25 protein-coding genes are annotated in these 26,292 nt (G+C 54.3%); 23 read left to right on the top strand and 2 right to left on the bottom strand.

Annotated features, from left to right (window positions below; genetic code table 11):
* Nucleotides 1–46: 46 nt before the first annotated feature.
* The gene (gene ravA, locus NUX24_RS18495) at nt 47–1,543 is read left to right on the top strand and encodes an ATPase RavA (RefSeq protein ID WP_257833314.1); all 1,497 of its coding nucleotides are present in this window, start codon (nt 47–49) and stop codon (nt 1,541–1,543) included.
* Entirely contained in the window at nt 1,537–2,988 is a 1,452-nt protein-coding gene (viaA, locus tag NUX24_RS18490) for an ATPase RavA stimulator ViaA (protein WP_257833312.1), read from the top strand. Before ravA ends, viaA begins: the two co-directional genes overlap by 7 nt.
* On the opposite strand, the gene asnA is transcribed toward viaA, so the two are convergent.
* Nucleotides 2,989–3,981 (bottom strand): aspartate--ammonia ligase, encoded by a 993-nt coding sequence (gene asnA / locus NUX24_RS18485; RefSeq protein ID WP_045888253.1) that lies wholly within the window; start codon nt 3,979–3,981, stop codon nt 2,989–2,991.
* A gap of 151 nt (nt 3,982–4,132) precedes the next feature.
* On the opposite strand from asnA, the gene asnC reads away from it, so the two are divergent.
* The 20 genes from asnC (at nt 4,133) to phoU (ending at nt 24,068) form a co-directional block, all read left to right on the top strand.
* Nucleotides 4,133–4,591: a transcriptional regulator AsnC gene (gene asnC / locus NUX24_RS18480; protein WP_047650040.1), complete on the top strand. Its 459-nt coding sequence runs from the start codon at nt 4,133–4,135 to the stop codon at nt 4,589–4,591.
* Between the two features lie 90 nt (nt 4,592–4,681).
* Complete coding sequence (gene mioC / locus NUX24_RS18475; RefSeq protein ID WP_023309786.1) at nt 4,682–5,131, top strand: FMN-binding protein MioC; 450 nt, start codon at nt 4,682–4,684, stop codon at nt 5,129–5,131.
* A gap of 374 nt (nt 5,132–5,505) precedes the next feature.
* Entirely contained in the window at nt 5,506–7,395 is a 1,890-nt protein-coding gene (gene mnmG / locus NUX24_RS18470) for a tRNA uridine-5-carboxymethylaminomethyl(34) synthesis enzyme MnmG (protein ID WP_024907889.1), read from the top strand.
* A 106-nt stretch (nt 7,396–7,501) separates the two neighbouring features.
* Nucleotides 7,502–8,125 (top strand): 16S rRNA (guanine(527)-N(7))-methyltransferase RsmG, encoded by a 624-nt coding sequence (gene rsmG / locus NUX24_RS18465; protein ID WP_023309787.1) that lies wholly within the window; start codon nt 7,502–7,504, stop codon nt 8,123–8,125.
* Between the two features lie 616 nt (nt 8,126–8,741).
* A complete protein-coding gene (atpI, locus tag NUX24_RS18460) occupies nt 8,742–9,122 on the top strand; it encodes a F0F1 ATP synthase subunit I (RefSeq protein WP_008500194.1) in 381 nt (126 codons plus the stop codon).
* An 8-nt stretch (nt 9,123–9,130) separates the two neighbouring features.
* Entirely contained in the window at nt 9,131–9,946 is an 816-nt protein-coding gene (gene atpB, locus NUX24_RS18455; protein WP_257833306.1) for a F0F1 ATP synthase subunit A, read from the top strand.
* Between the two features lie 49 nt (nt 9,947–9,995).
* Nucleotides 9,996–10,235, top strand: coding sequence for a F0F1 ATP synthase subunit C (atpE, locus tag NUX24_RS18450; RefSeq protein ID WP_000429386.1), 240 nt, complete (start codon nt 9,996–9,998; stop codon nt 10,233–10,235).
* Nucleotides 10,236–10,283: 48 nt separating this feature from the next.
* On the top strand, nt 10,284–10,754 hold the full coding sequence (atpF, locus tag NUX24_RS18445) for a F0F1 ATP synthase subunit B (RefSeq protein ID WP_014072436.1): 471 nt from the start codon (nt 10,284–10,286) through the stop codon (nt 10,752–10,754).
* Nucleotides 10,755–10,768: 14 nt separating this feature from the next.
* Complete coding sequence (atpH, locus tag NUX24_RS18440) at nt 10,769–11,302, top strand: F0F1 ATP synthase subunit delta (RefSeq protein WP_023309790.1); 534 nt, start codon at nt 10,769–10,771, stop codon at nt 11,300–11,302.
* Between the two features lie 12 nt (nt 11,303–11,314).
* Nucleotides 11,315–12,856 carry a F0F1 ATP synthase subunit alpha gene (gene atpA, locus NUX24_RS18435; protein WP_006808751.1) on the top strand — a complete coding sequence of 514 codons (1,542 nt, stop codon included), beginning with the start codon at nt 11,315–11,317 and terminating at the stop codon, nt 12,854–12,856.
* A gap of 51 nt (nt 12,857–12,907) precedes the next feature.
* Nucleotides 12,908–13,771, top strand: a complete 864-nt coding sequence (gene atpG, locus NUX24_RS18430) for a F0F1 ATP synthase subunit gamma (protein WP_008500191.1) — start codon at nt 12,908–12,910, stop codon at nt 13,769–13,771.
* Nucleotides 13,772–13,802: 31 nt separating this feature from the next.
* A complete protein-coding gene (gene atpD / locus NUX24_RS18425; RefSeq protein ID WP_006177559.1) occupies nt 13,803–15,185 on the top strand; it encodes a F0F1 ATP synthase subunit beta in 1,383 nt (460 codons plus the stop codon).
* A gap of 20 nt (nt 15,186–15,205) precedes the next feature.
* The gene (locus NUX24_RS18420) at nt 15,206–15,625 is read left to right on the top strand and encodes a F0F1 ATP synthase subunit epsilon (RefSeq protein WP_006177560.1); all 420 of its coding nucleotides are present in this window, start codon (nt 15,206–15,208) and stop codon (nt 15,623–15,625) included.
* Between the two features lie 138 nt (nt 15,626–15,763).
* Nucleotides 15,764–17,134 (top strand): bifunctional UDP-N-acetylglucosamine diphosphorylase/glucosamine-1-phosphate N-acetyltransferase GlmU, encoded by a 1,371-nt coding sequence (glmU, locus tag NUX24_RS18415; protein ID WP_257833302.1) that lies wholly within the window; start codon nt 15,764–15,766, stop codon nt 17,132–17,134.
* Nucleotides 17,135–17,372: 238 nt separating this feature from the next.
* On the top strand, nt 17,373–19,202 hold the full coding sequence (gene glmS, locus NUX24_RS18410) for a glutamine--fructose-6-phosphate transaminase (isomerizing) (RefSeq protein ID WP_023309792.1): 1,830 nt from the start codon (nt 17,373–17,375) through the stop codon (nt 19,200–19,202).
* Nucleotides 19,203–19,523: 321 nt separating this feature from the next.
* Nucleotides 19,524–20,564 (top strand): phosphate ABC transporter substrate-binding protein PstS, encoded by a 1,041-nt coding sequence (gene pstS, locus NUX24_RS18405; protein WP_008500186.1) that lies wholly within the window; start codon nt 19,524–19,526, stop codon nt 20,562–20,564.
* 81 nt (nt 20,565–20,645) lie between these two features.
* The gene (gene pstC, locus NUX24_RS18400) at nt 20,646–21,605 is read left to right on the top strand and encodes a phosphate ABC transporter permease PstC (protein ID WP_023309793.1); all 960 of its coding nucleotides are present in this window, start codon (nt 20,646–20,648) and stop codon (nt 21,603–21,605) included.
* Nucleotides 21,605–22,495 carry a phosphate ABC transporter permease PstA gene (gene pstA, locus NUX24_RS18395; protein WP_024907882.1) on the top strand — a complete coding sequence of 297 codons (891 nt, stop codon included), beginning with the start codon at nt 21,605–21,607 and terminating at the stop codon, nt 22,493–22,495. Before pstC ends, pstA begins: the two co-directional genes overlap by 1 nt.
* A 47-nt stretch (nt 22,496–22,542) precedes the next feature.
* Complete coding sequence (pstB, locus tag NUX24_RS18390; protein WP_010426574.1) at nt 22,543–23,316, top strand: phosphate ABC transporter ATP-binding protein PstB; 774 nt, start codon at nt 22,543–22,545, stop codon at nt 23,314–23,316.
* A 26-nt stretch (nt 23,317–23,342) separates the two neighbouring features.
* Complete coding sequence (gene phoU / locus NUX24_RS18385) at nt 23,343–24,068, top strand: phosphate signaling complex protein PhoU (RefSeq protein WP_008500182.1); 726 nt, start codon at nt 23,343–23,345, stop codon at nt 24,066–24,068.
* 44 nt (nt 24,069–24,112) lie between these two features.
* On the opposite strand, the gene yieH is transcribed toward phoU, so the two are convergent.
* Nucleotides 24,113–24,778: a 6-phosphogluconate phosphatase gene (gene yieH, locus NUX24_RS18380; RefSeq protein WP_047650035.1), complete on the bottom strand. Its 666-nt coding sequence runs from the start codon at nt 24,776–24,778 to the stop codon at nt 24,113–24,115.
* A 165-nt stretch (nt 24,779–24,943) separates the two neighbouring features.
* Here yieH and adeP point away from each other — a divergent pair, with 165 nt between their 5' ends.
* A complete protein-coding gene (gene adeP / locus NUX24_RS18375) occupies nt 24,944–26,281 on the top strand; it encodes an adenine permease AdeP (RefSeq protein WP_023309797.1) in 1,338 nt (445 codons plus the stop codon).
* Nucleotides 26,282–26,292: the final 11 nt, after the last annotated feature.

Genomic DNA, 26,292 nt, shown 5'->3' with positions numbered 1-26,292 from the left:
CTCGCTTCAATTGGCCGCCACGACGGCGAAAGGATGCAAAACTATTATGGCTCACTCACATTTATTAGCAGAAAGAATTTCCCGCCTCAGCAGCGCGCTGGAGAAAGGCCTTTTCGAGCGTAGCCACGCCATCCGCCTCTGTTTACTGGCGGCGTTGAGCGGTGAGAGCGTGTTTTTGCTGGGACCGCCGGGCATTGCCAAAAGCCTGATTGCCCGCAGGCTAAAATTTGCTTTTCAGAACGCCCGCGCCTTCGAATATCTCATGACCCGGTTTTCCACCCCAGAAGAAGTTTTTGGTCCGCTCTCCATCCAGGCATTGAAAGATGAGGGTCGCTATCAGCGTCTGACAGAAGGGTATCTTCCGGAGGCTGAGATTGTTTTTCTCGATGAGATCTGGAAAGCGGGGCCGGCTATTCTTAACACCCTCCTCACGGCGATAAACGAACGTCGGTTCCGTAACGGCGCCAGTGAAGAGAAAATCCCGATGCGCCTGCTGGTGGCCGCCTCTAACGAACGGCCTGAAGCCGACAGCAGTCTGGAAGCGCTGTATGACCGTATGCTTATCCGCCTGTGGCTGGACAAAGTACAGGATAAGTCCAACTTTCGCTCCATGCTGGTCAGCCAGCAGGATGAAAGTGAAAACCCGGTATCCGCTTCGCTGCAGGTGACGGATGAGGAGTATCACCAGTGGCAGCAGGACATCGGCAAAATCAAACTGCCAGACGCCGTCTTCGAGCTGATCTATCTGCTGCGCCAGCAGCTTGATCTCATCCCTTCAGCGCCCTATGTCTCCGATCGCCGGTGGAAAAAAGCGATCCGCCTGCTGCAGGCGAGCGCCCTGTTCAGCGGCCGTGATGCCGTCGCGCCAATCGATCTGATCCTGCTGAAAGATTGCCTCTGGCACGATGCAGAAGGTATGAACCTGATGCAGCAGCAGCTTGACGTTTTGATGACCGGACACGCCTGGGGGCAGCAGGCAATGCTCAACCAGCTGGGGGCGATTGCCCAGCGGCGCATCCAGCTCCAGCAGCAGCAAAGCGATAAAACCGCGCTGAAAGTAAATCGCCTTGGGGGCATGTTCGCCCGCAAACCGCACTACGAGCTTCCCGCGGATCTGACCTCAGCAACGCTAACGTTGCTGCTCCAGCAGCCGCTTAAACTGCATGATATGCAGGTGGTACACATTACGATTGAGCGCGAGGCGCTGGCGCAGTGGCTGGATAAGGGCGGAGAGATCCGGGGAAAACTCAACGGCATTGGTTTCGCGCAGCCGCTGAATATGGAAGTGGACAGCAGCCAGCACCTGGTGATCCGCGACGTCAGCCTCCAGGGATCGCGTCTTGCTCTTCCGGGCACCGCCTCTGACAGCGTCCCCGAAGAGATTAAGCAGCAGCTGGAAGCGCTGGATACCGAATGGCATCAGCAGCACACCCGCTTTAGCGAGCAGCAAAAATGCCTCTTTATTCATAGCGACTGGTTAGGTCGCATCGAAGCCAGCCTGCAGGACGTCAGCGCGCAGATCAAACAGGCGCGTCAATGCTAACCCTGGATACGCTTAACGTCATGCTGGCGGTCAGCGAGGAGGGGTTGATCGAAGAAGTGGTCATTACCCTTCTGGCGTCGCCGCAGCTGGCGGCCTTCTTCGAAAAATTTCCGAAGCTTAAAAAGGCGATGACGGACGATCTGCCCCGCTGGCGAGAAAATTTGCGTCAGCGGTTCAGGGAGACCGAAGTTCCGCCTGAGTTAACGGAAGAGGTGGCCTGCTATCAGCAGTGCCAGCGGCTCTCCACGTCGCAGTTTATCGTCCAGCTCCCGCAAACCCTGACGTTGCTCGATAACGTCCACTCCCCGTTTGCCAGCCAGGCTCGGGGGCTGGTCACGGACAACGCCACGTTCACTCCCGCACTGCACACCCTCTTCTTACAGCGCTGGCGCCTCAGCCTGGTGGTGCAGGCCACAACGCTGAACCAGCAGCTGCTGGATGAAGAGCGTGAACAGCTGCTCAGTGAAGTTCAGGAACGTATGACGCTGAGCGGCCAGCTAGAACAGGTGCTGGTGGAGAATGAAAATGCCGCCGGACGTCTGTGGGACATGAGCGCCGGTCAGCTCCGGCGCGGGGATTATCAGCTGATCGTCAAATACGGCGATTTTCTGGCGCAGCAGCCCGAGCTGATGAAGCTTGCAGAACAGCTGGGTCGCTCAAGGGAGGCAAAGTCGGTCCCAAAGAAAGATGCCCCGATGGAAACCTTCCGCACCCTGGTGCGCGAACCGGCTACCGTGCCGGAGCAGGTCGACGGGCTCCAGCAGAGCGATGACATTTTACGCCTGCTGCCAACGGAGCTGAGCACGCTGGGGATGACGGAGCTGGAGTATGAGTTCTATCGTCGGCTGGTGGAAAAACAGCTTCTCACCTACCGACTGCACGGCGAAGCCTGGCGCGAGAAAGTCAGCCAACGGCCGGTCGTCCATCAGGATTTTGATGAACAGCCGCGCGGGCCATTCATTGTTTGCGTGGATACGTCCGGTTCGATGGGCGGGTTTAACGAGCAGTGCGCGAAGGCGTTCTGTCTGGCACTGATGCGCGTGGCGCTCGCCGATCGCCGTCGCTGCTTTATCATGCTCTTCTCCAGCGAGGTGGTGGGCTATGAGCTGACGAACCAGCAGGGTATCGAGCAGGCAATCCGCTTCCTGAGCCAGCGCTTTCGCGGCGGCACGGATCTGGCCAGCTGCTTTCGCAGCATTGTGGAGCGTATGCAGGGCGGCGACTGGTACGACGCTGACGCGGTGGTGATTTCCGATTTTATTGCCCAGCGGCTGCCGGATGACGTGGTGAATAAGGTGAAGGAGTTACAGCGAGTGCATCAGCACCGTTTTCATGCGGTGGCGATGTCAGCCCATGGAAAACCCGGCATCATGCGCATCTTCGATCATATCTGGCGCTTTGATACCGGGTTGCGTAGCCGCCTGCTCAGACGCTGGCAGCGTTAATTACAGAAGAGAACCGACGCTTTCACGTACCTGCTGCGGCCAGACGCCACACTGAACCTGACCGATATGGGGTAATTGCAGCAGCAGCATGGTCAGACGGGACTGGCCGATACCACCGCCGATCGTCTGAGGCATTTCACCGCGCAGCAGCGCCTGGTGCCACTCGAGTTTGAGACGATCTTCATCGCCGGTGACCGCCAGCTGGCGCTTCAGCGCGTCAGCATCCACGCGGATCCCCATAGAAGAGAGCTCGAAGGCGTCTTCCAGTACCGGGTTCCACACCAGAATATCGCCGTTCAGCCCGGCAAATTCGCCTTCACCCGCAGTACTCCAGTCATCATAATCCGGCGCGCGAACGTCGTGGCGTTTGCCATCAGACAGTTTGCCGCCGATTCCGATCAGGAACACAGCACCTAATTCTTTGGCGATCGCACGCTCGCGGCCTTTAGCATCGAGATCCGGGAAGCGGCTCAGCAGCGCCTGGCTGTGAACAAAGTGGATCGTATCCGGCAGGAACGGTGCCAGACCAAACTCTTTGCTTACGGCCGCTTCGGTTGCTTTGATCCCGGCGTAGATCGCCTCAACAGTGGATTTCAGCGTGCCGACGTGACGTTCACCATCCCCCATCACGCGCTCCCAGTCCCACTGGTCAACGTAAACGGAATGAATCGGTGAAAGGCGATCTTCATCGGGACGAAGGGCTTTCATGTGCGTGTAGAGCCCTTCGCCCGCGCTGAAGTCGTGTTGTCCCAGGGTTTGACGCTTCCACTTCGCCAGGGAATGAACCACTTCGAACTGAGCGTCTGGCAGTGTTTTCACTTTCACCTGTACCGCTTTTTCGCATCCAGAAAGGTTATCCTGCGTCCCGTCACCCACGCGGCTCAGAATCGGCGCCTGAACTTCAATAAGGCCAAGCTTCTCTTCCAGCTGGCGGGAAAAATGGGATTTTACGAAACTGATCTGGCGTTGTTTTGCGATGTAAGCGGTTTTCATTATTTATACTCCTGCGTCCTGTTGATATTGATTAAGCAACAGAAATGGCATCATATTCAATAACTCATCAACAAAAAGCCACCTTCACTTTTGATTCGATAAAATTAAACGCTAGAATAGAATGATTCATTAATCTTCATAAGAAAAAGCTATGGAAAATTATCAGATCGACAATCTCGACCGCGGCATTCTGGAGGCGTTAATGGCCAATGCCCGTACCGCCTACGCCGAACTGGCAAAACAGTTTAGCGTCAGCCCGGGAACCATTCACGTCCGCGTAGAGAAGATGAAGCAGGCGGGGATCATTACCGGCGCACGCATTGACGTCAGTCCTAAGCATCTCGGTTACGACGTCTGCTGCTTCATCGGCATCATTCTTAAAAGCGCCAAAGACTACCCTTCCGCTCTGGCGAAGCTGAACGCGCTGGATGAAGTCACCGAGGCGTATTACACCACCGGGCATTACAGCATCTTTATTAAAGTCATGTGCCGATCCATCGACGCCCTCCAGCAGGTACTTATCAACAAGATCCAAACAATCGATGAAATTCAGTCCACCGAGACGCTGATCTCCCTGCAAAACCCGATCATGCGTACCATCCGCCCGTGATCGGGCAATTTCATTCCCACATTTTCCACAGGTAGATCCCAGCTCGTTCACAGCGTACAATGGCCGTCTCTTTATCTGGGCGAGCGATCAATGGCGGACATTACCCTTATCAGCGGCAGCACCCTTGGTGGTGCGGAATACGTAGCGGAACACCTGGCTGAAAAGCTGGAAGATGCGGGCTTTTCTACGGAAACCCTGCACGGTCCGTTGCTTGAAGATCTCCCGACTGACGGGGTCTGGCTGCTGATCACCTCCACGCACGGCGCGGGCGATCTGCCGGATAACCTGCAACCTTTATATGACGAACTGCTGGAACAGCAGCCTGACCTGTCAAACGTCCGTTTTGGCGCGGTGGGGATCGGCAGTCGTGAATATGACACCTTTTGCGGGGCAATAGAGAAAGTTGAAGCCGCTGTCACCTCCTGCGGAGCAAAACAGCTGGGTGAAACGCTCAAGATCAACATCCTCGATCATGACATTCCGGAGGATCCAGCCGAGATCTGGCTCGCGGAATGGAAAAATTTACTCAAAAACGATTAAAGATCGCGCGAACAGATGTGGATAACTCTGGTTAAAAGCTCGTATTAACCCGTAGTTATCCAAAGAACAACTGTTGTGTCGTTTTTGACCTGTGTATAAAGTCGCGATCTGATCCCAGCTTATACTGTCCAGGATCACCGATCATTCACAGCAAACGATCCTTTCTAACTGCATGATCTTCTTTGTGAGATCGGACTTATCCACACAGGTTCGCGATCCTAATAAGAGATCACAATAGAACAGATCTCTAAATAAAAAGATCTTCTTTTTAATAGCCCAGGATCCCAATGCTTTCTCGAAAGACTAAAGTTGAGTAGAATCCACGGCCCGGGCTTCAATCCATTTTCATACCGCTTTACGCGAGGCAGACCACCATGTTTTATCAGGATCCTTTTGACGTCATCATCATTGGCGGGGGTCACGCAGGCACTGAGGCCGCAATGGCCGCAGCGCGTATGGGTCAGCAGACCCTGCTTTTGACACACAATATCGACACGCTGGGACAAATGTCCTGTAATCCGGCGATTGGCGGCATTGGGAAAGGACACCTGGTAAAAGAAGTGGATGCACTTGGCGGCCTGATGGCGAAAGCGATCGATCGAGCCGGCATACAGTTTAGGATACTAAACGCGAGTAAAGGTCCCGCAGTGCGTGCGACCCGAGCTCAGGCAGACCGCGTGCTTTACCGTCAGGCGGTGCGTACCGCTCTGGAGAATCAGCCGAACCTGATGATCTTCCAGCAGGCGGTTGAAGATCTTATCGTTGAGAACGATCGCGTCGTGGGCGCCGTGACCCAGATGGGCCTCAAATTCCGCGCGAAAGCCGTGGTGCTGACCGTGGGCACCTTCCTTGACGGTAAAATTCATATCGGTCTGGATAACTACAGCGGTGGCCGTGCCGGCGATCCGCCGTCTATTCCACTGTCTCGCCGTCTGCGTGAACTGCCGCTGCGCGTTAGCCGCCTGAAAACCGGCACGCCGCCGCGTATTGATGCGCGCACCATTGATTTCAGCGTGCTGGCGCAACAGCACGGTGATAACCCCATGCCGGTGTTCTCGTTCATGGGCAATGCGGCTCAGCATCCGCAGCAGGTACCGTGCTACATCACGCATACCAACGAGAAAACTCATGACGTGATCCGCAACAACCTCGATCGCAGCCCCATGTATGCCGGCGTGATCGAAGGGATCGGTCCACGCTACTGCCCGTCGATCGAAGACAAAGTGATGCGCTTCGCCGATCGTAACCAGCACCAGATCTTCCTGGAGCCGGAAGGGCTGACCTCAAACGAAATTTACCCGAACGGCATCTCCACCAGCCTGCCGTTCGATGTGCAGATGCAAATTGTTCGCTCAATGCAGGGGATGGAGAATGCGAAAATTGTTCGCCCCGGCTACGCTATTGAGTACGATTTCTTCGATCCACGCGACCTGAAGCCAACCCTGGAAAGCAAGTTCATCCACGGTCTGTTCTTCGCGGGGCAGATTAACGGCACCACCGGCTACGAAGAAGCGGCTGCACAGGGCCTGCTTGCCGGTCTGAACGCCGCGCGCTTCTCTGCTGAGAAAGAGGGCTGGGCACCAGGCCGTTCTCAGGCGTATCTGGGCGTGCTGGTTGACGATCTCTGCACGCTGGGTACCAAAGAGCCGTACCGTATGTTTACCTCTCGCGCGGAATATCGCCTGATGCTGCGTGAAGATAACGCCGACCTGCGTCTGACTGAAATGGGCCGCGAGCTGGGTCTGGTCGATGACGAGCGCTGGGCGCGCTTCAACGAAAAGCTGGAGCGCATTGAACAGGAACGTCAGCGCCTGAAAACCACCTGGGTGAATCCGCAGGCGGAAACCGCTGCCGAAGTAAACGCTCACTTAACAGCGCCGCTGTCGCGCGAGGCCAGCGGTGAAGATTTACTGCGCCGTCCTGAAGTCACCTACGAGAACCTGGTTAAACTGACCGCGTTCGCGCCGGGCCTGGAAGACGCTGAAGCGGCAGAGCAGGTTGAGATCCAGGTGAAGTACGAAGGTTACATCGCGCGTCAGCAGGATGAGATCGAAAAACAGCAGCGTAATGAAAACACGCTGCTGCCAGAAATGCTGGACTACCGCCAGGTGACGGGCCTTTCCAACGAAGTGATCGCCAAGCTGAACGATCACAAACCGGTATCGATCGGCCAGGCATCCCGTATCTCGGGTGTTACCCCTGCGGCGATTTCGATCCTGCTGGTCTGGCTGAAAAAGCAGGGCATGCTGCGCCGCAGCGCGTAATTGACATTGCTTTTGGCGGGTGGCGCTTCGCTGACCCGCCCTACTTATTCGTAGGCCCGGTAAGCGGCAGCGCCACCGGGCAAAAAACTCTCAACAGGTATTCACCGTGCTCAACAAACTCTCTCGTCTGCTGGATCAGGCAGGTATTTCGCTCACCGATCACCAGAAAAATCAGCTGGTGGCCTATGTCGATATGCTGAACAAATGGAACAAAGCGTACAACCTGACCTCCGTACGCGACCCCAACGAGATGCTGGTACGCCATATTCTCGATAGCATCGTGGTTGCCCCGTGGCTGAAAGGTGAGCGTTTCATCGATGTGGGGACGGGACCGGGTTTACCGGGCGTTCCGCTGTCGATTGTTCGCCCTGAGAGCCACTTCACATTGCTGGACAGCCTTGGCAAGCGCGTGCGCTTTTTACGTCAGGTACAGCATGAGCTGAAGCTTGAAAACATCACGCCCGTGCAGAGCAGGGTAGAGGAGTTCCCGGCAGAGCCGCCGTTTGACGGGGTTATCAGCCGCGCGTTTGCTTCACTCAATGACATGGTGAGCTGGTGTAAGCACTTGCCTGCAGAGAATGGCCGCTTTTATGCGCTGAAAGGGCAGTTGCCAGGCGATGAGATTGAGCAGCTTCCGGACGGTTTTGCTGTTGAATCCATCGAGAAATTACACATTCCTCAGCTCGATGGGGAGCGTCATCTGGTGATAATTAAGCCAAACAATTTTTAAAAAATTAATAAAAAATGTGGAATTTGTGCTGTTCTTCGCATGTTAAAAAACAGCACAAATAAAGAGGGTTTACCGGCGGGCTTTTAACCTCTTTTTTACTAAGGTTTTTCTTATGGTTAACCTGGCGACTTTTATTCACCGAGAAGATAGTCATCTGTGAAAATATAAGTCTGCTAAAAGTGGAAGGTGGTAACCAGAACGCAATGTTAATTATTTATTAAGAATGTCAATAAAACGTTTTTATTGTGTACTGGGCTGTTTTGAAAATAGTTACGGCATTTTGCGTTTAATTTCATAAAGATAAATTTGCGCGATTTGCGCCTTTGATAAAGACAACCTTATCGCAAATGTGTGTTTTGTGATCTCGTGCACGCTTTATCGCCAACGTTTTCGCGCTGTTTGCAGTTTTGGTCGAAGGTTGACGCTTTCAGCGAAAGTTAAAAAATAGCGCTGGGGAAAAATATTTAAACATTTATTCACCTTTTCGCTACTTAATGTTTGAAATCACGGGTGCGCACCGTATAATTTGACCGCTTTTTGATGCTTGACTCTGAGCCTTAAAGAACGTTTTATACGACACGCGGCATACCTCGAAGGGAGCAGGAGTAAAAACGTGATGTCTGTGTCGCTCTTGAGTAGAAACGTTGCTCGTAAGCTTCTGTTCATTCAGTTTCTGGCTGTGATAGCAAGTGGACTGCTGTTTAGCCTCAAAGACCCCTTCTGGGGCATCTCCGCCGTGTGCGGGGGTTTGGCGGTTGTGCTGCCAAACGTGTTGTTTATGATTTTTGCCTGGCGTCATCAGGCGCATACACCCGCCAAAGGCCGCGTGGCCTGGTCCTTCGCCCTCGGCGAAGTGTGTAAGGTGTTGCTGACCTTTGCTCTACTGGTGATGGCGCTGGCGGTTTTGAAAGTGGTCTTCATGCCGCTGATAGCAACGTGGGTTTTGGTGCTGGTGGTACAAGTTCTGGCTCCAGCTGTAATCAATAACAAAGGGTAAAAGGCATCATGGCTTCAGAAAATATGACGCCGCAGGATTACATAGGTCACCATCTGAATAACCTTCAGCTGGACCTGCGTACATTCTCGCTGGTGGATCCACATAACCCCCCGGCCACCTTCTGGACGATCAACATCGACTCCATGTTCTTCTCGGTGGTTTTGGGTCTTCTGTTCCTGGCCATGTTCCGCGGTGTTGCTAAACGAGCGACCAGCGGTGTACCAGGGAAATTCCAGACCTTCATCGAAATGATCATCAGCTTCGTCCATGGCAGCGTCAAAGACATGTACCATGGTAAGAGCAAGCTGATTGCTCCGCTGGCCCTGACCGTGTTCGTTTGGGTCTTCCTGATGAACCTGATGGACCTGCTGCCAATCGATCTGCTGCCGTTCATCGGTGAGCACATCTTCGGCCTGCCAGCGCTGCGTGTTGTACCGTCTGCGGACGTGAACATCACCCTGTCGATGGCGCTGGGCGTATTTATCCTGATTCTTTTCTACAGCATCAAAATGAAAGGCGTAAGCGGCTTTGTGAAAGAGCTTACCTTGCAGCCGTTCAACCACTGGGCGTTTATTCCGGTCAACCTGATCCTGGAAGGCGTTAGCCTGCTGTCCAAACCTGTTTCACTGGGTCTGCGACTGTTCGGCAACATGTATGCGGGTGAGCTGATTTTCATTCTGATCGCGGGTCTTCTGCCGTGGTGGTCACAGTGGATTCTGAATGTGCCATGGGCCATTTTCCACATCCTGATCATTACGCTGCAAGCCTTTATCTTCATGGTTCTGACGATCGTCTATCTGTCGATGGCGTCTGAAGAGCACTGATTTTTTACCAACACTACTACGTTTTAATTGAAACAAACTGGAGACTGTCATGGAAAACCTGAATATGGATCTGCTGTACATGGCTGCCGCTGTGATGATGGGTCTGGCGGCTATCGGTGCTGCGATCGGTATCGGCATCCTCGGGGGCAAATTCCTGGAAGGCGCAGCGCGTCAACCTGATCTGATTCCTCTGCTGCGTACTCAGTTCTTTATCGTTATGGGTCTGGTGGATGCTATCCCAATGATCGCTGTAGGTCTGGGTCTGTACGTGATGTTTGCTGTCGCGTAGTAGTAGTTTTAAAACCCTAAGCCACAGAAATTAAAGAGGTATTGTGCTGTGAACATGAACGCAACAATCCTCGGCCAGGCCATCGCGTTTATTCTCTTTGTCTGGTTCTGCATGAAGTATGTATGGCCGCCTTTAATGGCTGCCATCGAAAAACGTCAGAAAGAAATTGCTGACGGTCTGGCTTCCGCAGAACGCGCTAAGAAAGATTTGGACCTTGCACAGGCCAACGCGACAGACCAGCTGAAAAAAGCGAAAGCTGAAGCTCAGGTAATCATTGAACAGGCTAACAAACGCCGTTCTCAGATCCTGGACGAAGCCAAAGCTGAAGCAGAACAGGAACGTACTAAGATCGTGACACAGGCTCAGGCAGAAATTGATGCTGAGCGTAAACGTGCTCGTGAAGAACTGCGTAAGCAGGTTGCGATTCTGGCTGTTGCTGGCGCCGAGAAGATCATCGAACGTTCCGTGGATGAAGCTGCTAACAGCGACATCGTGGACAAACTTGTCGCTGAACTGTAAGGAGGGAGGGGCTGATGTCTGAATTTGTTACGGTAGCTCGCCCCTACGCCAAAGCAGCTTTTGACTTTGCTGTCGAACACCAAAATGTCGATCGCTGGCAGGATATGCTGGCGTTTGCCGCTGAGGTGACGAAAAACGAACAAATGGCTGAGTTGCTTTCCGGTGCGTTAGCACCTGAAACCCTCGCCGCGTCGTTTATCGCCGTGTGCGGAGAGCAACTGGATGCCAACGGCCAGAACCTGATTAAGGTGATGGCAGAAAATGGTCGTCTCCGTGTGCTCCCGGATGTTCTCGAGCAGTTTGAGCACTTACGTGCCCTTAGTGAAGCAACCGCTGAAGTCGAAGTGACTTCTGCGACTGAACTGAGTAATGAACAGCTTGCGAAAATCACCGCCGCGATGGAAAAACGTCTGTCACGCAAAGTTAAGCTGAATTGCAAAATCGATAAGTCTGTAATGGCAGGCGTAATCATCCGTTCGGGTGATATGGTCATTGATGGCAGCGTACGCGGCCGTCTTGAACGCCTTGCAGACGTCTTGCAGTCTTAAGGGGACTGGAGCATGCAACTGAATTCCACCGAAATCAGCGAACTGATCAAGCAGCGCATTGCTCAGTTCAGTGTTGTGAGTGAAGCTCACAACGAAGGTACTATTGTTTCTGTTAGTGACGGTGTTATCCGCATCCACGGCCTGGCCGATTGTATGCAGGGTGAGATGATTTCCCTGCCGGGTAACCGTTACGCTATCGCACTGAACCTGGAGCGCGACTCCGTAGGTGCAGTTGTGATGGGTCCATACGCTGACCTCGCCGAAGGCATGAAGGTTAAGTGTACTGGCCGTATTCTGGAAGTGCCGGTTGGCCGTGGCCTGCTGGGTCGCGTTGTTAACACCCTGGGTGCGCCAATCGACGGTAAAGGTCCGGTTGAGCACGATGGCTTCTCTCCAATCGAAGTTATCGCACCGGGCGTTATCGACCGTCAGTCCGTAGATCAGCCTGTTCAGACAGGTTATAAGTCCGTTGATGCCATGATCCCAATCGGTCGTGGTCAGCGTGAACTGATCATCGGTGACCGTCAGACCGGTAAAACCGCGATGGCTATTGACGCCATCATCAACCAGCGTGACTCCGGCATCAAATGTGTGTACGTGGCCATCGGCCAGAAAGCGTCCACCATTTCCAACGTGGTTCGTAAACTGGAAGAGCACGGCGCACTGTCTAACACCATCGTTGTGGTAGCAACTGCGTCTGAATCCGCTGCACTGCAATACCTGGCGCCATATGCCGGTTGCGCAATGGGCGAATACTTCCGTGACCGCGGTGAAGATGCACTGATCGTATACGATGACCTGTCTAAACAGGCTGTTGCTTATCGTCAGGTTTCCCTGCTGCTCCGTCGTCCACCTGGACGTGAAGCGTTCCCTGGCGACGTATTCTACCTCCACTCTCGTCTGCTGGAGCGTGCATCCCGCGTAAACGCGGAATACGTCGAGAACTTCACCAAAGGTGAAGTGAAGGGTAAAACGGGCTCTCTGACCGCTCTGCCGATCATTGAAACCCAGGCGGGTGACGTTTCTGCGTTCGTTCCGACCAACGTAATCTCCATTACCGATGGTCAGATCTTCCTGGAAACCAACCTGTTTAACTCCGGTATTCGTCCGGCGGTTAACCCGGGTATCTCCGTATCCCGTGTTGGTGGTGCTGCTCAGACCAAGATCATCAAGAAACTGTCCGGTGGTATCCGTACCGCGCTGGCACAGTATCGTGAACTGGCTGCGTTCTCTCAGTTCGCATCCGATCTGGACGAAGCAACCCGTAAACAGCTGAGCCACGGTCAGAAAGTGACCGAACTGCTGAAGCAGAAACAGTACGCACCAATGTCTGTTGCTCAGCAGGGCCTGGTACTGTTCGCGGCTGAACGCGGTTACCTCGAAGATGTGGAACTGGCTAAAATCGGTAGCTTCGAAGCCGCTCTGCTGGCTTACGTCGACCGTGATCACGCTCCGCTGATGCAAGAGATCAACCAGACCGGTGGCTATAACGACGAAATCGAAGGCAAGCTGAAAGCTATCCTCGATTCCTTCAAAGCAACCCAATCCTGGTAATCGTCCGGCGGCTTGTCTCAGGACAAGCCGCCTGGCATTGAGGAGAAGCTCATGGCCGGCGCAAAAGAGATACGTAGTAAGATCGCAAGCGTCCAGAACACGCAAAAGATCACTAAAGCGATGGAGATGGTCGCCGCTTCCAAAATGCGTAAATCGCAGGATCGCATGGCGGCCAGCCGTCCTTATGCAGAAACCATGCGCAAAGTGATTGGTCACCTTGCAAACGGTAATCTGGAATATAAGCACCCTTACCTGGAAGAACGCGACGTTAAGCGCGTGGGCTACCTGGTGGTGTCGACCGACCGTGGTCTGTGTGGCGGCTTGAACATTAACCTGTTCAAAAAACTGCTGGCGGATATGAAAGCATGGTCTGAAAAAGGCGTTCAGTGCGATATCGCAATGATCGGCTCTAAAGGCGTCTCTTTCTTTAACTCCGTTGGTGGCAACATTGTCGCTCAGGTGACCGGTATGGGTGATAACCCGTCCCTGTCCGAACTGATCGGCCCGGTTAAAGTGATGTTGCAGGCCTATGATGAAGGCCGTCTGGACAGACTGTACGTTGTCAGCAACAAATTCATTAACACCATGTCTCAGGTTCCAACGCTCACTCAGATGCTGCCGTTACCGGCATCAGAAGATGACGAGCTGAAGCAAAAAGCCTGGGATTACCTGTATGAACCCGATCCGAAACCGCTGCTGGATACCCTGCTGCGTCGTTACGTTGAATCTCAGGTTTATCAGGGCGTTGTAGAAAACCTGGCCAGCGAGCAGGCCGCACGAATGGTGGCGATGAAAGCCGCGACCGATAATGGCGGCAGCCTGATTAAAGAGCTGCAGTTGGTTTACAACAAAGCTCGTCAGGCCAGCATTACTCAGGAACTCACCGAGATCGTCTCGGGGGCCGCCGCGGTTTAACCAGGTTTACGAATTACGTAGAGGATTCAAGATGGCTACTGGAAAGATTGTCCAGGTAATCGGCGCCGTGGTGGACGTCGAGTTCCCTCAGGACGCCGTACCACGCGTGTACGACGCGCTTGAGGTACAGAATGGTAACGAGAGCCTGGTGCTGGAAGTTCAGCAGCAGCTCGGCGGCGGTATCGTGCGTACCATCGCGATGGGTTCTTCCGACGGTCTGCGTCGTGGTCTGGAAGTCAAAGACCTTGAGCACCCGATCGAAGTCCCGGTAGGTAAAGCAACACTGGGTCGTATCATGAACGTATTGGGTCAGCCAATCGACATGAAAGGCGACATCGGTGAAGAAGAGCGTTGGGCTATCCACCGCGCGGCACCTTCCTACGAAGAGCTGTCCAGCTCTCAGGAACTGCTGGAAACCGGTATCAAAGTTATCGACCTGATGTGTCCGTTCGCGAAGGGCGGTAAAGTCGGTCTGTTCGGCGGTGCGGGTGTAGGTAAAACCGTAAACATGATGGAGCTGATCCGTAACATCGCGATCGAGCACTCCGGTTACTCCGTGTTTGCGGGCGTAGGTGAACGTACTCGTGAGGGTAACGACTTCTACCACGAAATGACCGACTCCAACGTTCTGGACAAAGTATCCCTGGTTTACGGCCAGATGAACGAGCCACCAGGAAACCGTCTGCGCGTTGCGCTGACCGGTCTGACTATGGCTGAGAAGTTCCGTGATGAAGGCCGTGACGTTCTGCTGTTCGTTGATAACATCTATCGTTACACCCTGGCCGGTACGGAAGTATCTGCACTGCTGGGTCGTATGCCTTCAGCGGTAGGTTATCAGCCTACGCTGGCGGAAGAGATGGGTGTTCTTCAGGAACGTATCACCTCTACCAAAACCGGTTCTATCACCTCCGTTCAGGCGGTATACGTACCTGCGGATGACTTGACTGACCCATCTCCAGCAACCACCTTTGCGCACTTAGATGCAACCGTGGTACTGAGCCGTCAGATCGCGTCTCTGGGTATCTACCCGGCCGTTGACCCGCTGGACTCCACCAGCCGTCAGCTGGATCCACTGGTTGTTGGTCAGGAACACTACGACACCGCGCGTGGCGTACAGTCCCTGCTGCAGCGTTACCAGGAACTGAAAGACATTATCGCCATCCTGGGTATGGATGAACTGTCTGAAGAAGACAAACTGGTGGTAGCACGTGCGCGTAAGATCCAGCGCTTCCTGTCCCAGCCATTCTTCGTTGCGGAAGTATTCACCGGTTCTCCAGGTAAATACGTTTCCCTGAAAGACACCATCCGTGGCTTTAAAGGCATCATGGAAGGCGAATACGATCACCTGCCGGAGCAGGCGTTCTACATGGTCGGTTCCATCGACGAAGCCGTGGAAAAAGCCAAAAAACTTTAACGCCTTAATCGGAGGGTGATATGGCAATGACTTACCACCTGGACGTCGTCAGCGCAGAGCAACAAATGTTCTCTGGTCTGGTCGAAAAAATCCAGGTAACGGGTAGTGAAGGTGAACTGGGTATTTTCCCGGGTCACGCACCGCTGCTCACCGCCATTAAGCCTGGTATGATCCGCATCGTTAAACAGTTCGGTCACGAAGAGTTTATCTATCTGTCCGGCGGCATTCTTGAAGTGCAGCCTGGCAGTGTGACCGTTCTGGCCGATACCGCTATCCGTGGACAGGATCTCGACGAAGCGCGAGCCCTGGAATCGAAGCGTAAGGCTGAAGAGCACATTAGCAGCTCTCATGGTGACGTGGATTACGCTCAGGCGTCTGCGGAGCTGGCCAAAGCGATCGCGAAACTGCGCGTTATCGAGTTGACCAAAAAAGCGATGTAACACCGGCTTGAAAAGCACAAAAGCCAGTCTGGATACCAGGCTGGCTTTTTTTTTCGGCCTTAATTCATGATGAAAAAGATGTAGAATTTTGAGCATCAAACGTTTTTACTTCACACTCAAACTACCGTCAGGATGCGTATGTCAAACAGTGCGATGAGCGTGGTGATCCTTGCCGCTGGCAAAGGGACCCGCATGTATTCCGATCTGCCAAAGGTGCTCCACACGCTTGCAGGAAAGCCAATGGTGCAGCATGTCATTGATGCAGCCAACGAACTGGGTGCCAGTCAGGTCCACCTGGTCTACGGCCACGGCGGCGATCTGCTTAAAAAGACGCTGAGCGATGACAATCTCAACTGGGTGCTTCAGGCCGAACAGCTGGGCACAGGCCATGCGATGCAGCAGGCTGCGCCTTTCTTTGCGGATGACGAAGACATTTTGATGCTCTACGGCGATGTCCCGCTGATCTCCGTTGAAACACTTACTCGCCTGCGTGAAGCCAAACCGCAGGGCGGCATCGGTTTATTAACCGTCGTGCTGGACGATCCAAGCGGTTATGGCCGCATCACCCGTGAAAACGGCAACGTCACGGGGATTGTTGAGCATAAAGATGCCAGCGACGAGCAGCGCCAGATTCAGGAGATCAACACCGGTATCCTGATTGCCAACGGCGCGGATATGAAGCGCTGGCTGTCGAAGCTCAATAACAACAACGCGCAGGGTGAATACTACATCACCGATATCATTGCTATGGCGTACCACGAAGGGCGTGAAATTGCCGCCGTTCATCCGGCGCGGATCAGCGAAACGGACGGCGTGAACAACCGCCTTCAGCTCTCCCGTCTTGAGCGTATTTATCAGTCCGAGCAGGCCGAAAAACTGCTGCTGGCGGGCGTGATGCTGCGCGATCCGGCGCGTTTCGATTTGCGTGGTTCGTTATCTCACGGTCGTGACGTTGAAATTGATACTAACGTTATCCTCGAAGGTCAGGTCACGCTGGGCAATCGCGTCAAAATTGGTGCCGGCTGCGTGATTAAAAATAGCGTTATCGGTGACGACTGCGAAATTAGCCCGTACAGCGTGGTGGAAGATGCCCGTCTGGACGCGGCCTGTACCATCGGCCCGTTTGCGCGTCTGCGCCCGGGCGCTGAGCTGCTGGAAGGCGCTCACGTGGGTAACTTCGTGGAAATGAAAAAAGCGCGTCTGGGTAAAGGCTCAAAAGCCGGTCATCTGACCTATCTGGGCGACGCGGAAATTGGCAATAACGTGAATATTGGTGCAGGGACTATTACCTGTAACTATGACGGTGCTAATAAGTTTAAAACCATCATCGGTGACGACGTGTTCGTTGGCTCCGATACGCAGCTGGTGGCGCCTGTTACCGTGGGTAACGGAGTGACTATCGCCGCCGGAACAACCGTTACGCGCGATGTGGCCGAGAACGAGCTGGTGTTAAGCCGCGTTCCGCAGGTCAGCAAGCAGGGCTGGAAACGCCCGGTGAAGAAAAAGTAACGGATTTACCCCTCACCCTAACCCTCTCCCCACAGGGGAGAGGGGATCGTTCGGTGCGGTGTTTTTCTCCCTCGCCCCTTTGGGGAGAGGGCCGGGGTGAGGGGATAATATAATCCTCCCCCCACAAGCAGTACCCATAAAAATAACCCCACTCTCTACAAGGCTCGGGGTGCCCGGAAAGGGAAAATACAGGTCAGCGACAACGCAGGCATAATGCCTAAATTCGGAATCTAAAATTATGTGTGGAATTGTTGGCGCAGTTGCGCAGCGTGATATTGCTGAAATCCTTCTCGAAGGTTTACGTCGTCTGGAATACCGTGGTTACGACTCAGCCGGTCTGGCTGTCGTCGATGCAGAAGGTCATATGACCCGTCTGCGTCGTCTCGGTAAAGTGCAGATGCTGGCCCAGGCTGCGGAAGAACATCCGCTGCACGGTGGTACCGGTATTGCGCACACCCGCTGGGCGACGCACGGCGAACCGTCTGAAGGTAACGCGCACCCGCATGTGTCTGAACACATCGTGGTCGTGCACAACGGCATTATCGAAAACCACGAACCGCTGCGCGAAGAACTGAAAGCGCGCGGCTACACCTTCGTCTCTGAAACTGACACCGAAGTGATTGCTCACCTGGTGCACTGGGAGCTGGAGCAGGGCGGTACACTGCGTGATGCGGTGCTGCGCGCTATCCCTCAGCTGCGCGGTGCGTACGGTACGGTGATCATGGATTCCCGCGATCCGTCAACGCTGCTGGCAGCGCGTTCCGGTAGCCCGATGGTTATCGGTCTGGGCATGGGCGAAAACTTCATCGCTTCTGACCAGCTGGCGCTCCTGCCGGTTACCCGTCGCTTTATCTTCCTCGAAGAGGGTGATATCGCGGAAGTGACCCGTCGCAGCGTGACCGTCTTTGATACCAAAGGCGAGCAGGTGAAACGTCAGGAGATCGAATCGAATCTGCAGTACGACGCGGGCGACAAAGGCGCTTATCGTCACTACATGCAGAAAGAGATTTACGAGCAGCCAAACGCCATCAAAAACACCCTGACCGGGCGTATCAGCCACGGTGAAGTGGATCTGAGCGAGCTGGGCGCAAACGCGAACGAACTGCTCGGCAAGGTTGAGCATATTCAGATCGTGGCCTGCGGCACCTCCTACAACTCCGGTATGGTTTCTCGCTACTGGTTTGAATCCCTGGCGGGTGTGCCGTGCGATGTGGAAATCGCGTCTGAATTCCGCTATCGCAAATCCGCGGTGCGTCGTAACAGCCTGATGATCACCCTTTCCCAGTCTGGTGAAACGGCGGATACCCTGGCAGCGCTGCGTCTGTCTAAAGAGCTGGGTTACCTGGGCTCTCTGGCTATCTGTAACGTTCCTGGCTCATCGCTGGTGCGTGAGTCCGATCTGGCGCTGATGACCAAAGCGGGTACAGAAATCGGCGTGGCCTCCACCAAAGCGTTTACCACTCAGCTGACCGTTCTGCTGATGCTGGTGGCGAAGCTGGCGCGTCTGAAAGGCGAAGATGCTTCCGTTGAGCACGACATCGTTCACGGCCTGCAGGCGCTGCCGAGCCGTATTGAGCAGATGCTGTCTCAGGACAAACGCATTGAAGCCCTGGCGGAAGATTTCTCTGACAAACATCACGCCCTGTTCCTGGGTCGTGGCGATCAGTATCCGATTGCGCTGGAAGGCGCGCTGAAGCTGAAAGAGATCTCCTACATTCACGCTGAAGCCTATGCGGCTGGCGAGCTGAAGCACGGCCCGCTGGCGCTGATTGACGCGGATATGCCGGTCATCGTTGTGGCACCAAACAACGAACTGCTGGAAAAACTGAAGTCTAACATCGAAGAAGTGCGCGCGCGCGGCGGTGTTCTGTACGTCTTCGCCGACAAAGATGCCGGTTTTGTCAGCAACGACAACATGCACATCATCGAGATGCCGCATGTGGAAGAGGTGATTGCACCAATCTTCTACACCGTTCCGCTGCAGCTGCTGGCCTATCACGTTGCGCTGATCAAAGGCACCGACGTTGACCAGCCGCGTAACCTGGCGAAATCGGTTACCGTAGAATAATCCCTTCAGGCTCCACCTTCGGGTGGAGCTTTTTTATCCTGCCCGGCTTGTTTTTAATCAATCCTTTCTCGTTTTTAATAATGACAATTTGTCATCTTCAGCTACTTTTTTCAGTGTCACATAAAGAAAATATTTCTGAAAACGTCTTGTCATAAAACCGGCTAAATTGATGAAAAATAAACTTTCTTTTGCGTAATTTTAAGTGAAATTTACGTTGTCATAAAACTGTCATAATTCGTACATTTATCTGTCACCTGTTTGTCCTATTTTGCTCATCGTAGCCACTAAACAACGATTTACGAAAATCTTGCAGGAGACATTATGAAAGTTATGCGTACCACTGTCGCAACTGTTGTCGCCGCGACCTTATCTCTGAGCGCGTTCTCTGTATTTGCAGAAGCAAGCCTGACTGGCGCTGGTGCAACCTTCCCTGCGCCGGTGTATGCCAAATGGGCGGATACCTACCAGAAAGAAACCGGTAACAAGGTTAACTATCAGGGTATCGGCTCCTCCGGTGGCGTTAAACAAATTACCGCGAACACCGTTGATTTCGGTGCATCTGACGCTCCGCTGTCTGATGACAAGCTGGCTCAGGAAGGCCTGTTCCAGTTCCCGACCGTGATCGGTGGCGTGGTCCTGGCCATCAACCTGCCGGGCGTGAAGTCGGGTGAGCTGGTGCTGGATGGCAAAACGCTGGGTGACATCTACCTGGGCAAAATCAAAAAATGGGATGACGAAGCGATCGCTAAACTCAACCCAGGCCTGAAGCTGCCTTCTCAGAACATCGCCGTGGTTCGCCGCGCGGATGGTTCCGGTACCTCTTTCGTGTTCACCAGCTACCTGGCAAAAGTGAACGAAGAGTGGAAATCTAAAGTCGGCTCCGGCTCTACCGTTAACTGGCCAACCGGTCTGGGCGGTAAAGGTAACGACGGTATCGCTGCGTTCGTACAGCGTCTGCCTGGCTCAATTGGTTACGTAGAGTATGCGTACGCTAAGCAGAACAACCTGTCCTACACCAAACTGGTTTCAGCCGACGGCAAACCGGTTAGCCCAACCGAAGAGAACTTTGCTAACGCGGCAAAAGGCGCTGACTGGAGCAAATCCTTCGCGCAGGATCTGACTAACCAGAAAGGCGAAGGCGCGTGGCCAATCACCTCTACCACCTTCATCCTGGTTCACAAAGAGCAGAAGAAACCTGAGCAGGGCGCCGAAGTGCTGAAGTTCTTCGACTGGGCGTACAAAAACGGCGGCAAACAGGCTAACGCTCTGGATTACGCCACCCTGCCGGACAACGTGGTTGAGCAGATTCGCGCTGCATGGAAAACCAACGTGAAAGACAGCAGCGGTAAAGCATTGTATTAATTTAGCATTCTGACGAAAATGGCGGGTGGCGCTAACGCTAACCCGCCCCTTTCGTAAACGCGTTTAACAGAAGAGTAATTTATGGCTGCAACCAAGCCTGCATTTAACCCTCCGGGTAAAAAAGGTGACATGATTTTCAGCGCGCTGGTGAAACTGGCTGCGCTGATTGTGCTATTGCTGCTGGGCGGCATTATCGTGTCTCTGATTTTCTCCTCGTGGCCGAGCATCCAGAAATTCGGTTTTTCCTTCCTGTGGACTAAAGAGTGGGACGCGCCGAACGACATCTACGGTGCCCTGGTGCCGATTTACGGCACGTTGGTGACCTCGTTCATCGCCCTGCTGATTGCGGTTCCGGTGAGCTTTGGTATTGCGCTGTTCCTGACGGAGCTTGCGCCGGGCTGGCTGCGACGCCCGCTGGGGATCGCTATCGAACTGCTGGCGGCCATTCCAAGTATTGTTTACGGCATGTGGGGTCTGTTCATCTTTGCTCCGCTATTCGCAACGTATTTCCAGGAACCGGTCGGTAACGTGCTTTCCGCCATTCCGTTTGTGGGTGCCCTGTTCTCTGGCCCGGCTTTTGGTATCGGCATTCTGGCGGCAGGTGTGATCCTCGCCATCATGATTATCCCGTACATTGCGGCGGTCATGCGCGATGTCTTCGAACAAACGCCGGTGATGATGAAAGAGTCGGCCTACGGCATCGGCTGTACCACCTGGGAAGTTATCTGGCGCATTGTCCTTCCGTTCACCAAAAATGGGGTGATCGGGGGCGTGATGCTGGGCCTGGGTCGTGCGCTGGGTGAAACCATGGCGGTGACCTTTATTATCGGTAACACCTACCAGCTCGACAGCGCGTCGCTCTACATGCCGGGGAACAGTATTACCTCGGCGCTGGCGAATGAATTTGCGGAAGCGGAATCCGGGCTGCACGTGGCGGCGCTGATGGAGCTGGGTCTGATTCTGTTCGTTATCACCTTCATTGTTCTGGCGATTTCCAAGCTGATGATTATGCGCCTCGCTAAAAATGAGGGGGCACGCTAATGGCCACTCTCGAAATGCAAGCTACCGCTGAACTGGCTGAATCCCGCCGCAAAATGCAGGCCAGACGCCGCATGAAAAACCGCATTGCCCTGACGCTTTCGATGGCGACAATGGCATTCGGGCTGTTCTGGTTGGTCTGGATCCTCTTCTCAACGGTCGTTCGCGGGATTGACGGGATGTCACTGTCGCTGTTCACCGAAATGACGCCGCCGCCGAACACGGCGGGCGGTGGCCTGGCGAATGCCCTGGCGGGCAGCGGCTTGCTGATCCTCTGGGCGACGGTCTTCGGCACGCCGCTGGGCATCATGGCGGGCATCTACCTGGCTGAATACGGTCGTAAATCCTGGCTGGCGGAAGTCATTCGCTTCATCAACGACATTTTGCTGTCAGCCCCGTCTATCGTCGTGGGTCTGTTTGTTTACACCGTGGTGGTGGCGCAAATGGAACACTTCTCCGGCTGGGCGGGTGTGATTGCCCTGGCGCTGCTGCAGGTGCCGATTGTTATTCGTACCACCGAGAACATGCTGAAACTGGTGCCGGATAGCCTGCGTGAAGCGGCTTACGCGCTGGGTACGCCGAAATGGAAGATGATCTCTGCAATTACGCTGAAGGCGTCTGTTTCCGGGATCATGACCGGTATCCTGCTGGCGGTTGCGCGTATCGCGGGTGAAACGGCGCCGCTGCTGTTTACGTCTCTCTCCAATCAGTTCTGGAGCACGGACATGATGCAGCCGATCGCCAACCTGCCGGTGACGATCTTTAAATTTGCGATGAGCCCATTCGCGGAATGGCAGCAGCTGGCCTGGGCCGGGGTGCTGATCATTACCCTTTGCGTACTGTTGCTGAACATTCTGGCGCGCGTCATTTTCGCGAAGAAGAAACACGGTTAATTTTTTACGGCGCGGCAGCTCGCGGCGCCGAATGAGGAAATGAGTCAATGAGTATGGTTGATACTGCCCCGGGTAAGATTCAGGTTCGTGATTTGAACTTCTACTACGGCAAATTCCATGCCCTGAAGAACATCAACCTGGATATCGCAAAGAACCAGGTCACGGCATTTATCGGTCCGTCCGGCTGTGGGAAATCCACGCTGCTGCGCACCTTTAACAAAATGTATTCGCTCTATCCGGAGCAGCGTGCTGAGGGTGAAATCATCCTCGACGGTGAAAACATTCTGACCCAGGCTCAGGATATCGCCCTGCTCCGCGCCAAAGTGGGGATGGTGTTCCAGAAACCCACGCCGTTCCCGATGTCCATTTATGACAACATCGCCTTTGGTGTTCGCCTGTTTGAAAAACTCTCCCGTGCCGATATGGACGAGCGCGTGCAGTGGGCTTTGACCAAGGCCGCATTATGGAACGAAACCAAAGATAAGTTGCACCAGAGCGGTTACTCTCTCTCCGGTGGTCAGCAGCAGCGTCTGTGCATTGCGCGCGGTATTGCTATTCGCCCGGAAGTGTTGCTGCTGGATGAGCCGTGTTCAGCGCTGGACCCGATCTCAACCGGTCGTATTGAAGAGCTGATCACCGAGCTGAAGCAGGATTACACCGTGGTTATCGTGACCCATAACATGCAGCAGGCTGCGCGTTGTTCCGATCACACGGCGTTTATGTACCTGGGCGAGTTGATTGAGTTCAGCGATACGGACGCGCTGTTCACCAGGCCCGCGAAGAAACAAACCGAAGATTATATTACTGGCCGCTACGGTTGATTTGCCTTAGTGCATGTGGAGAAACCATGGACAACCTCAATCTTAATAAACACATTTCCGGCCAGTTCAACGCAGAGCTGGAAAGCATTCGCACCCAGGTAATGACTATGGGCGGCATGGTCGAGCAGCAGCTTTCTGATGCGATTACTGCAATGCACAACCAGGACAGCGAGCTGGCGAAGCGCGTCATTGAAGGCGACAAAAACGTCAACATGATGGAAGTCGCCATCGACGAGGCCTGCGTGCGCATTATCGCGAAGCGTCAGCCGACGGCGAGCGACCTGCGTCTGGTGATGGCGATCATCAAAACCATCGCCGAGCTGGAGCGTATTGGTGACGTTGCGGATAAAATCTGCCGCACCGCGCTGGAGAAGTTCTCTCAGCAGCACCAGCCGCTGCTGGTGAGCCTGGAGTCGCTGGGCCGCCACACCGTGCAGATGCTGCACGACGTGCTGGATGCCTTTGCGCGTATGGATCTGGACGAAGCGGTGCGTATCTACCGTGAAGACAAGAAGGTCGACCAGGAGTATGAAGGCATCGTGCGTCAGCTGATGACCTACATGATGGAAGATTCACGTACGATCCCAAGCGTACTGACCGCCCTGTTCTGCGCGCGCTCCATCGAGCGTATCGGCGACCGCTGCCAGAACATTTGCGAATACATTTTCTACTTCGTGAAAGGTCAGGACTTCCGTCACGTGGGCGGCGATGAGCTGGACAAGCTGCTCGCGGGTAAAGACCCGAAAGAATGATGTTTGTGGCGGGTGGCGCTCGCGCTTACCCGCCCTACGTTAGCTTAACGCGTAATATCCCACCCGCGCGCCTTCCACAGCGCTGGCAGCTGCGCCAGATCGGTAAAGGTCGTCACGTTCGGATGATCGATCGGCTTGTTGTGCGGGTCGGCGCAGAAGTAAAACACCTCCATCCCCGCATCAATCCCCGACTGCGCGCCCGCAGACGAGTCATCCACCAGAATGCAGTTCTCTACGTTGACGTTCATCGCTTTTGCCGCATGGAACATCAGCGCCGGGTCCGGCTTCCAGCGCTGGATATCGTAGCCGCTGAACAGTTTTTCCGGGAAATGGTGCAACATCTCAAGCTTGCCCAGCGAGTGCTGCATTTTGCTGACCGGACCGTTAGAGACGACGCAGATGGGCACCGTCATCGCGTCCAGCAACGCGTTAGCCCCGGAGATAACCTCCAGCTCGGAGTCGAACAGGCGTGCGACCTCGGCGCGGTACACCGGTTCCAGATCGGCTTTCGCCAGATCCACACCGTGTTCTTCGTTAATGATGTCGATGATCTCGTAGAGCTTCACGCCCTTAAAGCGTTTAAACACCTCTTCGAGTTCCAGCGTAATGCCAAATTCCTGGAACATAGTGACATACGCGCGGGAACAAATGACCTCACTGTCGACCAGAGTACCGTCACAGTCGAAAAATACCGCTTCAATTCCGGACATGCCTTTCCCTTTTAACAAGTTTAACGTTTACGTACGGCATTTCGCCGGGACGCAATCGTTGCCGTATAAGCAAAATCAATGAAAAAAGTATCACGTAACCGCCACTATTGTCGCATTTTGGTATAGGATAGCGACGAATTTTCCCTCCTTGTTCGGAAATTGATGATGAGTCAACAACACACTACCCAGACATCTGGTCAGGGTCTGCTTGAGCGCGTTTTTAAACTGCGCGAGCACGGCACAACGGCACGCACCGAAGTGATCGCTGGTTTCACCACCTTCCTGACGATGGTCTATATCGTTTTTGTGAACCCTCAAATTCTGGGCGTCGCTGGCATGGATACCAGCGCCGTCTTCGTGACAACCTGTCTGATCGCGGCCCTTGGCAGCATCCTGATGGGTGTGTTCGCTAACCTGCCTGTTGCGCTGGCACCGGCTATGGGCCTGAATGCGTTCTTCGCGTTCGTGGTGGTTCAGGCGATGGGTCTGCCGTGGCAGGTTGGCATGGGCGCGATCTTCTGGGGCGCGGTTGGCCTGCTGCTGCTGACCATTTTCCGCGTACGTTACTGGATGATTGCGAACATTCCCGTAAGCCTGCGCGTGGGCATCACCAGCGGTATCGGTCTGTTCATCGGTATGATGGGGCTGAAAAACGCCGGCGTTATCGTGGCTAACCCGGACACGCTGGTGAGCATTGGTCACCTGACCTCTCATAACGTGCTGCTGGGCGTGCTGGGCTTCTTTATCATCGCGATCCTGGCTTCCCGTAATATTCACGCAGCGGTGCTGGTGTCCATCGTTGTCACCACCCTGCTGGGCTGGATGCTGGGCGACGTTCATTATAACGGAATCGTCTCCGCGCCACCGAGCGTCTCTACCGTGATTGGTCACGTCGATCTGGCGGGTTCCCTGAACCTGGGCCTGGCGGGCGTGATTTTCTCCTTCATGCTGGTCAACCTGTTTGACTCCTCCGGCACGCTGATTGGCGTGACCGACAAAGCGGGCCTGGCGGATGAGAAAGGCAAATTCCCGCGCATGAAGCAGGCGCTGTTTGTGGACAGCGTCTCCTCTGTGACCGGTGCTTTTATCGGAACCTCGTCCGTTACCGCGTACATTGAATCTTCTTCCGGCGTGTCCGTGGGCGGCCGTACCGGCCTGACGGCGGTGGTCGTGGGTATTCTGTTCCTGCTGGTGATCTTCCTCTCTCCGCTGGCGGGTATGGTTCCTCCGTATGCGGCAGCCGGTGCGCTGATCTATGTGGGGGTGCTGATGACCTCCAGCCTGTCACGCGTGAAGTGGGATGATTTAACCGAAGCGGTGCCGGCGTTTATTACCGCCGTGATGATGCCGTTCAGCTTCTCGATTACCGAAGGTATCGCGCTGGGCTTTATCTCTTACTGCGTAATGAAGATCGGTACCGGCCGCTTCCGCGACCTCAGTCCGTGCGTCATCGTTGTGGCGCTGCTGTTTGTGCTGAAGATTGTGTTTATTGACGCCAAATAAACATGTTTGTT

The organism is Enterobacter sp. HG048 (assembly GCF_024702055.1).
GTDB lineage: Bacteria > Pseudomonadota > Gammaproteobacteria > Enterobacterales > Enterobacteriaceae > Enterobacter > Enterobacter dykesii.
The sequence above is the reverse complement of the archived record's forward strand: the minus strand, read 5'-3'. Positions and strand labels throughout refer to the sequence as shown.